This window comes from Seonamhaeicola maritimus (assembly GCF_008056315.1).
GTDB classification, from domain to species: Bacteria; Bacteroidota; Bacteroidia; order Flavobacteriales; family Flavobacteriaceae; genus Seonamhaeicola; species Seonamhaeicola maritimus.
In genome coordinates this window covers 440,744-453,994 of sequence record NZ_VRKQ01000010.1, presented here as the reverse complement: position 1 = coordinate 453,994, position 13,251 = coordinate 440,744, and the positions used below count along the sequence as shown (strand labels likewise).

The window sequence follows — 13,251 nt, the reverse complement described above, 5'->3', positions numbered from 1 at the left end:
CAAATAACAAAAAACTAAGAAATGAAGTACGAAATAAATAAATATAAAGATGGGCAAGTGACTGCTAAGATAAAAGAATCAGGTAATTTACATATAAAGATAAGAGGTAATAGTTATGAAGATTTATTTAGAATTGCATCGATAAAAGAGGCATGGGATAATAGCAATTCAACTAATAAAAACCTGATATCTATTCTAACAATTTATTGCCTTATTGGTCAACGTTCAGATAGACGTTTTAATGATTTAGAATCATTTGATTTAAAGATAATTGCAAATTTTATAAATGCAATGAACTTTGATAAAGTTGAAATTTTGCACCCGCATAGTAGCATAACATTAGCATTAATTAATAATTCAAAAGAATTAAAAAGTCATGAATATGTTAAGTTGGCATATTATGATATTGGTAATCCAATACTTGTTAGTCCAGATGCTGGATCTTATAAAACTACTCATGAAATAGCTGAAAAATTAAACGCTGATTTAGTGCCATCAAACAAAGTTAGAATTAATGGTTTACCAATTATTAAAATACAGGGAAATGTAAAAGATAAAGATTGTTTGATAGTTGATGATTTAGCTGATGGTGGAAGAACATTTAAATTTCTTGCTGAAGAATTAAAAAGTCAGGGAGCTCTAAGGGTGTATTTATATGTTACTCATGCACAATTTAATTATGGTTTTGATGAATTAAAAGAATCAATAGATCATATATATTGTACAAATAGCTATAAAGATATAGTTGATCAGTATGTTACTCAAATTAAAGTACTTTAATACTTTTTAAGAACTTAAAAAGTATAATCCCGTTCCGGTGTCACACAAAAGTCCAACCCAATATCGCTATCAAAAACATCAGTTATTTCATTTTCGGCTTCAAAAAACGATAACCCTATTTTAATGGTGTCTGGTTTACAATCGGCTAAAAACCTATCATAAAAACCTTTGCCATAACCTACGCGGTTTCCTTGTTTATCAAAGGCTAAAAGTGGAATAAATACTACGTCAATTTTATCGTTTGATATTTCAATACCATCAAGCGGTTCTGGAATATTGTATGCGTTCTTTTTAATTTTTGTACTATCAGTCAATAAAAAATGTGTCATCGTTCCTTTTTCAAAATCACTTTTAGAAATAAGCACATTTTTATCTTTCCCTGAAAGGATACTCAAAATATAATCGGTATTAACTTCTTTTTGTTCTTCAATGGCTAAGAAAATATGATAAAATGAATACTCCCAAATAGGTAGCTTAATAAGGCTATTGGCAATAGATATACTGGCTTCATCTATATCATCAATAGATAAACCTGCTCTAAGTGCTTTATGTTTTTTTCGTAATTCTGCCTTAGTCATTTACTTTTTCAGTTTGGTGCTAATGTGAAAAAGCGCATCGCCTTGATATACAATGGGAGCTTCATTTACATTAATAATGTAACCGGTGTTTTGGGCTTTAACAAAGTAATTTAGTTTGCCGTAAGGGTCTGTAATATTACCTAAAGCATCACCTTTTTGCACTTTGGAGTTTATTTTAACAACTGCTTTAAACATGCCAGAATATTTGGCACGAATCCATTTGCTTTCCCCAATAATAATAGGTGTCTTTTTAGGGGTTGATGCTTTGTATTTTGAACTTAGCATATCCAAATGATTCAGAACACGCTTAGCGCCATTAACACCAGAATTGGTAACTAAGTCATCAATATGAAATGACTTGCCCCCTTCAAAAAGCAACAAAGTTTTACCTAGTTTAGCACAGGTATTTCTAAACGATTTGTTTAAGTTTTTGGAATATAAAATAAAAGGGGCGCCAAATATTTTAGCTAATTGCTTTGGCTTTCTTTCACCTTCGGCTATACGTATTTGTGGTGCATTAAACCTGTCTGATCCGCCTGTGTGAAAATCCATGATATAATCTACATGCGGAATAACTTCATGAATTAATTTATGGGCAACTCTACTGGCTAATGATCCTTTTGGGCTACCTGGAAAAACACGGTTTAAATCTCTTCCGTCAGGAAATTCACGGTTCAAATTTATAAACCCAAAAATATTAATAACAGGCATGCAAATAATAGTACCGCACTTAGGTTTGTTAATGCCTTTGGCAATAATTTGACGCACAATCTCTACACCATTTACTTCATCGCCATGAATACCTGCCGTAAATAAAACGGTTGGCCCTGGTTTTTTGGCGCGTTCAATAATTACCGGAATATGAACAGGTGTTGAGGTATGTAGATTGGCAACATCAAAACTCACCTCTTTGCTTTCTCCCGGTTCAATAGTTTCGTTAAGTATAGTTAATATTGTTTTATCAGAACTCATAAATCAATTATCATTTTACCGAACTAACGTCGGTTTCTTTCAATGTAAGTAATAATGTTTTTGGCAATATTTTTTCCGGTGGCTTGCTCAATGCCCTCTAAACCTGGTGTTGAATTCACTTCTAAAAGTAATGGTCCTCTAGATGATTGTAACATATCCACACCACAAACAGGAAGTTTTAATGCTCTGGAAGCTTTCATAGCTACTTTTATTTCGGCTTCCGTTAATTTTACTATTTCGGCACTTCCACCTCTATGTAAATTTGATCTAAACTCACCTTCCCGTCCTTGACGTTTCATGGCTCCAACAACATGACCGTCAACTACCAATGCTCTTAAATCGGCGCCTTTAGCTTCAGCAATATATTCTTGTACAAGTGCACGGGCTTGCAATCCGTTAAAGGCTTCTAAAACAGATTCGGCTGCATTTCTTGTTTCAGCTAAAACTACACCTAAACCTTGTGTGCCCTCTAATAATTTTATGATTACTGGTGTTCCTCCAACATGTTCTATCACTTCTTCAACATCTCTAGAATAATTTGTAAATACGGTTTTAGGCATACCAATACCTGCTTTTGAAAGCCTTTGAAAACTTCGCAATTTATCTCTAGAGCGTATTATGGCATCTGAAGTTACCGAAGTGAAAACATTCATCATTTCAAACTGCCTTACTACGGCGCAACCAAAAAATGTAACCGAAGCTCCAATTCTAGGAACAATGGCATCAACATAATCTAAATAACGGTCTTTGTAATAAATAGTTGGTTTTTCCTTTTCAATAATGATGTCACATTTCAACGGGTCTATTACCTCCATTTCATGACCTCTGTCTTCGCCTTCTTCAACAAGTCGTGCTGTAGAATATAAATTCGCGTTTCTAGAAAGAATAACTATGTTCACTTAGTGTAATATTGTACATGCAATATACTAAAAAACCTTATCTCATTTTCAACTATGTTACTTTTAGCATACCTTTGATATAATGAGTGGAACACCTTTAGATATTCAACTTAAAACCTTACCAAATGCTCCGGGTGTTTATCAGTACTTTGATGCTGAAGGAACTATTATCTATGTTGGAAAAGCCAAAAATTTAAAGAAACGCGTTAGTTCATATTTTACCAAAACACATGACTATGGTAAAACTAGGGTTTTGGTTAAAAAAATTGCCAATATCAAACACATTGTGGTTGAAACAGAAACAGATGCGCTGCTTTTAGAAAATAATTTAATTAAAAAGCATCAACCTAGGTATAATGTGATGTTGAAAGACGATAAGTCTTATCCTTGGATTTGTATAAAGAAAGAACGATTTCCTAGAGTATTTTCTACCCGTCGTGTTTTTAAGGATGGAGGCGAATATTTTGGCCCGTACACTAGCGGGAAAACGGTGCACACTTTATTGGATTTAATAAAAGGTTTGTATCCTTTGAGGACTTGTAATTATCATTTATCTGAAGAAAAAATAAAGGCAGGTAAGTATAAAGTGTGTTTGGAGTATCATTTAGGAAACTGTAAAGGGGCTTGCGAGGGTAAAGAAACAGAAGAAGAATACAACGAAAATATAAAAGCCATCCGGCAAATTTTAAAAGGGAATTTTAAAGATTCTCTACATCAGTTTAAGGCTCAAATGAAGCAATATGCTGAAGACATGTTGTTTGAAGATGCTCAAAAAATAAAGGAAAAGATAGAAGTCTTAGAAAACTATCAAGCACGTTCTACTATTGTAAATCCTAAGATTAGCAATGTTGATGTGTTTTCTATTATGAGCGATGAAACCTATGGCTATGTGAATTTTTTGCAACTGTCTTACGGGTCTATTATCAGGTCTCATACTTTAGAAATTAAAAAGAAATTAGACGAAACTGATAAGCAATTATTAGAGCTTGCAATTACAGAAATCAGACAGCGTTTTCATTCAAACTCCAAAGAAATTTATGTGCCTTTTGAAGTTGATTTAGGCGATAAAATAAAGGTGACTATTCCAAAGTTGGGTGATAAGAAGCATATTTTAGATTTATCTCTCAGGAATGCCAAGTATTACAGAATGGAGCGTTTTAAGCAGGATAAGATTGTAGATCCTGACAGACACGCCAATAGAATTATGGCACAAATGAAGGCCGATTTGCGCTTAAGCGAAGAACCTCGTCATATTGAGTGTTTTGATAATTCTAACATACAAGGAACCCATCCGGTGGCAGCATGTGTGGTGTTTAAAAACGGTAAGCCTAGTAAAAGAGATTACAGGCATTTTAATATTAAAACTGTTGAAGGGCCCGATGATTTTGCATCGATGGAAGAGGTGGTTTTAAGACGTTACAAACGGCTGTTAGATGAAGATCAGTCGCTGCCACAACTTATTATAATTGATGGTGGAAAAGGACAATTATCGTCGGCTTTAAAAAGTTTAGATATTTTAGGGTTAAGAGGCAAAATTGCCATTATAGGAATTGCAAAACGTTTAGAAGAATTATACTATCCAAATGATCCAATTCCCTTATATTTAGATAAGAAAAGCGAGACGTTGAAAATCATTCAACAGTTACGAAATGAAGCACACCGTTTTGGTATTGAACACCACCGAAATAAACGCAGTAAAAGTGCGTTAAATACGGAGTTGGAAACCATTCCTGGGATTGGTGAAAAAACAGTAGTTGAGTTATTAAAACATTTTAAATCGGCTAAACGTGTGGCAAATGCTAAGTTAGATGAATTAGAGGCTGTAGTTGGAAATTCAAGAGCCGAAAAGGTTTATAATTATTACAATGGGAATAACTAGAGAGTGTTTAATTTGAAAATAAGATTTATCATATCGATCTTATGTCTATTTGTTTTTATTTTCGCGAAAGCCCAAACAAATACATCTGAAAACAACAAACAAAAAGTTGGGTTGGTGTTAAGTGGTGGTGGAGCTAAAGGATTGGCACATATTGGTGCTCTTAAGGTTATTGATAGTTTAGGTGTTAAAGTAGATTATGTTGCAGGGACCAGCATGGGTGCTATTATTGGTGCTTTGTATGCGTCAGGGTATTCAGGGAATCAACTGGATTCTATTTTTAGAGATGCTGATTTTGATAACATCATTATAGACAACCTTCCTCGTGCATCCAAAGGTTTTTTTGAACGTAATAATGATGAAAAATACGCTGTAAAATTACCATTTGATGATTATAAGTTAAAACTACCTTCAGCACTTTCAAGAGGCCAGAATGCATACAATTATTTGTTAAAGCTGTTACTTCATGTTAATGAAATAGAAGATTTTAGCAAGCTCCCTATTCCTTTTTTCTGTATTGCAACCAATATGGAAACTGGTAAACAGGTAATGTTAGAAAAAGGTAGTCTTACCCAAAGTATTATGGCAAGTGGTGCTTTGCCAACCTTGTTTCAGCCTGTTGCCCTGAATGATATGATTTTAATAGATGGTGGCGTTGTAAACAATTACCCTATTGATGAATTGAGAGCTAAAGGAATGCATATTATTATTGGTGTTGATGTTCAAGACGGACTTATGGGAAGAGAAGAACTAAAATCTGCGCCAGATGTATTACTTCAAATTAACAACTTCAGGACAATAAAAGATATGGAGGTGAAGTCAAAGCAAACGAATGTTTACATTAAGCCTAATATAAAAGATTATAATGTAGTGTCTTTTGGCGCTGCTAAACAAATAGTTAGCTTAGGAATATTAGCTGGTTTAGAAAAGGAGGCAGAACTTAAAGCCTTAGTAAAAAGACGGACAGATGATGTTTCTTCATTAGATGTAAAACCCTATATTCAAGATAGTATTAAAGTAAACGAAATATCTTTAAGAGGATTAGAAAAGTATACCAGGTCTTTTGTTTTAGGAAAACTAAAACTTAAAAGTGAAGAAATAATAAGCTATTCAAACCTTTTAAAAGGTATCAATAGTTTAATTGCAACCAATAACTTTGAGGCGTTTGAGTACCAATTAAAAACCTCAAGAGAGAAAGAAGGGTTTGATTTTATTGCTAATTTAAAGGAAACTGAAACCACCACATTTTTAAAGTTTGGAGTGCATTATGATAATTTATATAAAAGTGGCGTATTGGTAAATATAACTAAGAAAAGATTGCTCTTTGATAATGATATTGCCTCATTGGATGTGGTTTTAGGTGATAATGTTCGTTATAATTTTGAATACTTAATTGATAAAGGATTTCATTGGAGCATAGGCTTGCGTTCAAGGTTTAATGATTTCCACAAAAATATTAGTGCGCAATTGTTATTAGATGATACGGAGTTTGATGCGGTTGGGTTGAATAAAATTGATGTGGAATTACAAGATCAAACTAATCAGTTTTATTTACAAACCTTATTAAGAAAGGATTTTGCCCTAAGTATAGGTGCGGAACATAAACGACTAGAAATTAAGTCGGAAACGCTTGCTGCTGATGAAGAAGATGAGGATTTTGTTTTTGAAAATACAGATTACTTAAGCCTTTTTGGGGAATTAAAATTAGACACCTATGACAATAAGTATTTCCCGAAAAAAGGGGTGTGCTTTAATGGCGATTTGCATACCTATCTTTATGCCTCTCATTTTAATAGCGAGTTTGAAACCTTTTCAATTGCCAAGGCAGATATGGGGTATGCTTTTAGTTTATCTGATATGCTAGCTATTAACTTAAAAACAAGTGGCGGATTTAAATTTGGTGATAAATCTACTCAAACATTAGATTTTGCTTTAGGAGGTTATGGTAATAATTTAATAAATAACTTTATTCCGTTTCTTGGATACGATTTTATATCATTAACTGGTAATAGTTATGTAATGGCATCCGCCAGTGTAGACTATGAGATTTTCAAAAAGCACCACTTAACAATTGAAGGTAATTGGGCTAATGTTGATGATGATATATTTGATACTGGTGAATGGTTTACATTGCCAGACTACAGAGGTTATGCTCTAGGGTATGCTATTGATACTTTTCTTGGTCCCATTCAAGCTAAATACACCTACTCTCCAGAACGAAACAAAGGTATTTGGTTTGTAAATCTTGGTTTCTGGTTTTAACTATTCGTTAAGAAGCAAGTAATTTATTTTACCGATATTTGTGGAGTTATGAAGTTTTTTTTCGAAGACTTATTGCAATTTCTACACTATCTTATCAAGAGGAGTCCTGAATAAGCAGGCATTTTTTGTATATTTATATATGACTGTAAGTTAAAGTTTTACAACTTTTCAACTTATTATTTTCACATTTAAAATTAACAATATGCCTTTTTATCACAAATTAGGAAGTATTCCACATAAACGACATATTCAGTTCAAAAAACCTGATGGCAGTTTGTATTATGAGCAGTTATTCGGTACCATTGGTTTTGATGGTATGTCAACCAATAGTTACCACGAACAACGTCCTACACAAGTAAAGGAGATTAGAAACCAATACAGTGTAGAACCTAAAATAGCTTTAAGGAACAACCTAAAATCCTATCGTCTTAAAGGGTTTCAAGTGAAATCAGAAAATGATTTTTTAGAGAGTCGGAAAACGGTTTTAGTAAATTCAGATTGTGCTATAGTTTTATCGGCGCCAAAATATTTAACAAACGATTATTTCTATAAAAACACGGATGCCGATGAGCTAATTTTTATTCACAAAGGAACGGGTAAATTACGCACCATGTTAGGTAATCTCGATTTTAAATATGGTGATTATCTGTTGATTCCTAGAGGGATTATCTATAAAATAGATTTTGATACTGAAGACAATAGGCTTTTCATTGTAGAGTCTCATAGGCCAATTTATACACCAAAACGATACAGAAATTGGTTTGGTCAGTTGTTAGAGCATTCACCATTCTGTGAACGGGATATTCGTCAGCCACAAGAATTAGAAACTTATAATGAAAATGGTGATTTCCTCATCAAGGTTAAAAAACAAGGAGATATTATAGAAATGGTATATGCATCACATCCATTTGATGTGATTGGGTATGATGGTTACAACTATCCGTATGCTTTTTCAATCCATGATTTTGAGCCAATTACAGGTCGTGTTCATCAACCGCCACCAGTACATCAAACCTTTGAGACAGATGCCTTTGTAGTGTGTAGTTTTGTGCCACGTTTATATGATTATCACCCGCAAGCCATTCCTGCACCTTATAATCATAGTAATATAGATTCTGATGAGGTGCTCTATTACGTAGATGGTGACTTTATGAGCCGAAACGATATTGAGGCAGGTCATATTTCACTGCATCCAGCAGGCATTCCACACGGGCCACATCCAGGAGCAGCAGAACGAAGTATTGGCGAGGTAAAAACCGATGAACTTGCGGTAATGGTAGATACTTTTAAACCATTAATGGTTACAGAAGAGGCTATGAAAATTGCCGATGAAGATTACCATAAATCTTGGTTGGAATAAATTATAATTAGAAGCTATTTCCCGCTTTCGGTAGTCGCTTTTTGCTCGTCATGTTCAATTAATTTCAACATCTCACAAAAGAGCTTCAACAAATACCTCAATCGGGGCTAAAAACATAAAATCATGAGTAAAGACATAAAATCAGTAAACTACGGTTTAGAAAAAATATTTGAGGGAGCGCAAGATTTTTTGCCTCTTCTAGGAACAGATTATGTAGAATTATACGTTGGTAATGCAAAACAGGCGGCGCATTTTTACAAAACAGCATTCGGATTTCAATCTTTTGCTTATAGAGGTTTAGAAACCGGAAGCAGAGACACTGTGTCTTATGTAATAAAACAAGATAAAATTAAATTGGTTTTAACTACACCACTTAATTCAAAACACCCTATTAACAATCACATTGTAAAACATGGTGATGGCGTGAAAGTTATTGCGCTTTGGGTAGAAGATGCTAGAAAAGCATACCAAGAAACAACAAGTAGAGGCGCCAAATCATATATGGAGCCTTTTGTAGAAAAAGATGAACATGGAGAGGTTGTAAGAGCAGGAATTTATACTTACGGAGAAACGGTACATATGTTTGTTGAACGTAAAAACTATAATGGCGTATTTATGCCGGGGTTCGAAAAATGGGAATCAGATTATAATCCAGAAGTATTAGGTTTGAAGTACGTAGACCACATGGTTGGTAATGTGGGTTGGGGTGAAATGAATACTTGGGTGAAATGGTATGAAGACGTTATGGGCTTTGAAAACTTCTTGTCTTTTGATGATAAACAAATTCATACCGAATATTCTGCTTTAATGAGTAAAGTTATGAGTAATGGTAACGGTCGTATCAAATTCCCAATTAATGAGCCCGCAGAAGGAAAGAAAAAATCTCAAATTGAAGAATATTTAGATTTTTATGAAGGTTCTGGTGTACAACATATTGCGGTTGCCACAGACGATATAATATCAACTATTGAAGGTATGCGTTCCAGAGGGGTGGAATTTTTATCAACACCTCCAGATGCATATTATGAAGCTGTACCAGAACGCTTGTTGGCTCATGATCATGAATTAAGAGAAGATATTGAAACATTAAAAGGGCTTGGGATTATGATAGATGCAGATGAAGAAGGGTATTTGCTTCAAATATTCACGAGACCTGTTGAAGATAGACCCACTTTGTTTTTCGAAATAATTCAGCGCATGGGTGCGCGTGGTTTTGGAGCTGGTAATTTTAAGGCACTTTTCGAGTCTATTGAAAGAGAACAAGCAAGACGAGGTACACTTTAAACAAGTATTAATATAGAATTATAAAGCATCATCTAATGTGCTAGATGGTGCTTTTTTGTGTAACAAATTAATGTTAAGAACTTCTTATATAAAGAAGCTGTCCAAAGTTTTTTTATATTTTTGGAATAGTAATTGTAATTTCTTAGGTGAGAATGCTTTGAATAGCTAACAATAGTTTAATAGTTATTACGCTTATTCAAAGATTTTATAGCAATAAAAATGTATTTAAGAAGTTAATTACATAACCCAAAAAAAGAATGAAGAAAATACTACTTATAATATTAACTATTTGTTTCGTGCAAATGTCTTTTTCTCAACAAGAATCGGCATTTGGAGATGGTGAATGGTTTAAATTCAGAATGAGTTACAGTGGCTTTTTAAAAGCTGGTAATGCTACTCTTACTGTAAAAGACACCAAATTAGATAATAAAGATGTATACCATGTAGTTGGCAAGGGATGGACTACTGGTATGATAAAATGGTTCTTTAAAGTAAGGGATAGATATGAAAGCTATTTTGATAAAGAAACCATTGTGCCTTATAAATTTGTTAGAAATATTGATGAAGGTGGTTATACAAAAGATATAGAAATTGATTTTGATCAGCTAAATAATAAGGCTTACGTTAATAATAAAAAGCACAAAAAGAAAACTATTATTGATACCAAACCTAATATTCAAGACATGGTGTCAACCTTTTATTATTTAAGAAATAACATGAATACGGATTCATTGGAGGTTGGTGATGAAGTTAGAGTAGATATGTTTTTTGATGAAGAGAATTACGGCTTCAAACTAAGATATTTAGGTGAGGAAATTTTAGATACTGAATTTGGTGATGTAGAAACATTAAAATTCAGGCCATATGTAATGGCAGGACGCGTATTTAAAGAAGAAGAAAGTTTAACGCTATGGGTGTCGAAAGACAAAAATAAATTACCTTTGCGCATCAAAGCAGATTTGGCAGTAGGATCTTTAAGAGCCGATTTAGATGCCTTTAAAGGATTAAAACATCCTTTCCAAATAGTAGTTAAACAATAATGAGTTTAGATTCTAAAATAACTAACCAACTCAAAGAAAAATATACTGCAATAGACCAGGATTTAGAAGATCACTTAGAAGGTTTGTTGTATAGTAAACCCATTACTTATTGGGATTATATTCAGACCGATGCTTTATTGAATCTACAGTTGCCAAGAACTGATTTTCCAGATGAGATGGTTTTCATTATGTATCATCAAGTTACAGAGCTTTTGTTTAAAATGATTCTTTCTGAAATTGAACAGGTGGCAAAAAATGAAGATGTTGATGCTGTTATATTTACTGATAAGATAATGCGTGTAAGTCGCTATTTTGACGTACTTACATCATCTTTTAGTATTATGAAAGATGGGATGGATGTAGAGCAATATAACAAGTTTCGGCAAACTTTAACGCCTGCCAGCGGATTTCAGAGTGCCCAATACAGAAAAATTGAATTTGCTTCAACAGAATTGATTAATCTTATAGATAAAAGATTTAGGAAAACCATTGATAGAAATTCGTCTTACCAAAATGCTTTTGAACATTTATATTGGCAAGCGGCAGGAAAGGATTATAAAACAGGTAAAAAGACTTATACTTTAACGGTTTTTGAAGAAAAATATAAAGAAGAGTTTATTAGATTTACTAAGTTTTATTACGAAAATAACCTTTGGTCAAAATTTAAAAGTTTACCAAAAGAGGCTCAGGAAAATGAAGCTCTTATTAAAGCAATGCGTCACTATGATTATACTGTAAATATTAAGTGGGTTATGGCACATTATAATACGGCTAACCATTATCTGAATATTGGAGGTGAAACAGCAGAGGCTACAGGTGGTAGCGAATGGGTGAAATATATGCATCCTAAATATCAAAAAAGGATATTTTTTCCAGAGTTATGGACAGAAAAAGAAATAGAAGATTGGGGAACAAATATTTAATTGTAATAGGCTTTTTAGTTGCCTTCTTTGTTAGTTGTAAAGAAGATAAGAAAGATATTATAGAAGAAGTTGCTGTAGTTGAAGAACCAAAAGATGTATATGAGTTTGGTTTCAATTTAAATGACTATGTTGTTAAAAAAGATACTGTAAGATCTGGAGAAAGCTTCGGGCAAATTTTAGAACAAAACAAAATAGGTTATCCCAAAATATTTCACATTGCTGAAAAAACCAAGGAAACTTATAATATTGCTAGATTTTTTCAAGCTGGAAAACCATATACAATTTTATGCTCAAAAGATTCTTTAGAATTACCAGAATCCTTCATTTATCAGCCAAATAAGGAGGAGTATATTGTTATCAATTTTAGAGATTCTATTCATGCATTTAAAAGTAGAAAGCCAATATCCTACGTTGAGAAGACAGTTACTGGTGTAATTACAAGTAGCATTTCTGAAACTTTAGATGCAAAAGGAGTAAGTCCGGTTTTAACCAATAAATTAGCCGATGATATTTATGCATGGACTATTGATTTTAGGCGCCTTCAAAAAGGTGATAGATTCAAAGTAATTTATACCGATAAATATATTGATGACTCTATTTATGGAGGTATTCACGATGTGAAAGCGGCTTATTTTGAGCATAATAATGAGCCATTTTATGCTTTCCAGTTTGAAACAGATTCGGTTAAAGGCATAATTGATTATTTTAATGAAGAAGCTAAAAATTTAAGACGTGCTTTTTTAAAAGCACCAGTCAAATTTAGTAGAATTTCTTCGCGTTATAATTTAAGAAGACGAATTGCTGTTTACGGTTATAAAGTGAGAGCACATAAGGGAACTGATTTTGCAGCTCCAATAGGTACGCCAATTATGGCAACAGCAAATGGTACGGTAACCAAATCTGAACGTAGAGGTGGTAATGGTAATTATGTGAAGATTAGACACAATGCTACCTATGAAACGCAATATTTACATATGCGAAAACGCAAGGTGAAAGTGGGCGAATTTGTTAAGCAAGGCGATGTTATTGGATGGGTAGGAATGACAGGAAATACGGGTGGGCCTCATGTTTGTTATAGATTTTGGGTAAACGGCAGACAGGTGGACCCTTTTAAACAAAAACTACCTGAAGCCAAACCTATTTCAGATTCGTTGAAATATAGATATTTAGAATATATTAAACCAACAAGGTACAAGTTAGATAACATCAATTTCGAGCCAGAAATTATTCAAGAAGAGCAACAAGTACAAACTATAGTTAAACAATCAAATTCGTAA

11 protein-coding genes are annotated in these 13,251 nt (G+C 33.4%); 8 read left to right on the top strand and 3 right to left on the bottom strand.

Annotated features, from left to right (window positions below; genetic code table 11):
* The first annotated feature begins 21 nt into the window (after positions 1-21).
* Positions 22-780 (top strand): phosphoribosyltransferase family protein, encoded by a 759-nt coding sequence (locus tag FUA22_RS10175; protein WP_147767949.1) that lies wholly within the window; start codon positions 22-24, stop codon positions 778-780.
* A gap of 14 nt (positions 781-794) precedes the next feature.
* Here FUA22_RS10175 and FUA22_RS10170 read toward each other — a convergent pair whose 3' ends face one another.
* Genes FUA22_RS10170 through rimK form a run of 3 tightly spaced genes read right to left on the bottom strand, consistent with a single transcriptional unit; the run spans position 795 to position 3,229 of the window.
* Complete coding sequence (locus tag FUA22_RS10170) at positions 795-1,358, bottom strand: 5-formyltetrahydrofolate cyclo-ligase (RefSeq protein WP_147767947.1); 564 nt, start codon at positions 1,356-1,358, stop codon at positions 795-797.
* Entirely contained in the window at positions 1,359-2,330 is a 972-nt protein-coding gene (locus tag FUA22_RS10165) for a succinylglutamate desuccinylase/aspartoacylase family protein (RefSeq protein ID WP_147767945.1), read from the bottom strand.
* Positions 2,331-2,353: 23 nt separating this feature from the next.
* Positions 2,354-3,229 (bottom strand): 30S ribosomal protein S6--L-glutamate ligase, encoded by an 876-nt coding sequence (gene rimK / locus FUA22_RS10160; RefSeq protein ID WP_147767942.1) that lies wholly within the window; start codon positions 3,227-3,229, stop codon positions 2,354-2,356.
* 82 nt (positions 3,230-3,311) lie between these two features.
* On the opposite strand from rimK, the gene uvrC reads away from it, so the two are divergent.
* From uvrC to FUA22_RS10125, 7 genes are all read left to right on the top strand, one after another.
* On the top strand, positions 3,312-5,108 hold the full coding sequence (gene uvrC, locus FUA22_RS10155) for an excinuclease ABC subunit UvrC (RefSeq protein ID WP_147767940.1): 1,797 nt from the start codon (positions 3,312-3,314) through the stop codon (positions 5,106-5,108).
* A gap of 12 nt (positions 5,109-5,120) precedes the next feature.
* The gene (locus tag FUA22_RS10150; protein ID WP_241664809.1) at positions 5,121-7,367 is read left to right on the top strand and encodes a patatin-like phospholipase family protein; all 2,247 of its coding nucleotides are present in this window, start codon (positions 5,121-5,123) and stop codon (positions 7,365-7,367) included.
* Between the two features lie 202 nt (positions 7,368-7,569).
* A complete protein-coding gene (locus FUA22_RS10145) occupies positions 7,570-8,727 on the top strand; it encodes a homogentisate 1,2-dioxygenase (protein ID WP_147767938.1) in 1,158 nt (385 codons plus the stop codon).
* Positions 8,728-8,850: 123 nt separating this feature from the next.
* Positions 8,851-10,011: a 4-hydroxyphenylpyruvate dioxygenase gene (hppD, locus tag FUA22_RS10140; RefSeq protein WP_147767936.1), complete on the top strand. Its 1,161-nt coding sequence runs from the start codon at positions 8,851-8,853 to the stop codon at positions 10,009-10,011.
* 257 nt (positions 10,012-10,268) lie between these two features.
* Complete coding sequence (locus FUA22_RS10135) at positions 10,269-11,051, top strand: DUF3108 domain-containing protein (RefSeq protein WP_147767934.1); 783 nt, start codon at positions 10,269-10,271, stop codon at positions 11,049-11,051.
* The gene (locus FUA22_RS10130) at positions 11,051-11,974 is read left to right on the top strand and encodes a tryptophan 2,3-dioxygenase family protein (RefSeq protein WP_147767932.1); all 924 of its coding nucleotides are present in this window, start codon (positions 11,051-11,053) and stop codon (positions 11,972-11,974) included. Before FUA22_RS10135 ends, FUA22_RS10130 begins: the two co-directional genes overlap by 1 nt.
* Positions 11,932-13,251, top strand: coding sequence for a peptidoglycan DD-metalloendopeptidase family protein (locus FUA22_RS10125; protein ID WP_147767930.1), 1,320 nt, complete (start codon positions 11,932-11,934; stop codon positions 13,249-13,251). The genes FUA22_RS10130 and FUA22_RS10125 overlap by 43 nt, the downstream gene beginning before the upstream one ends.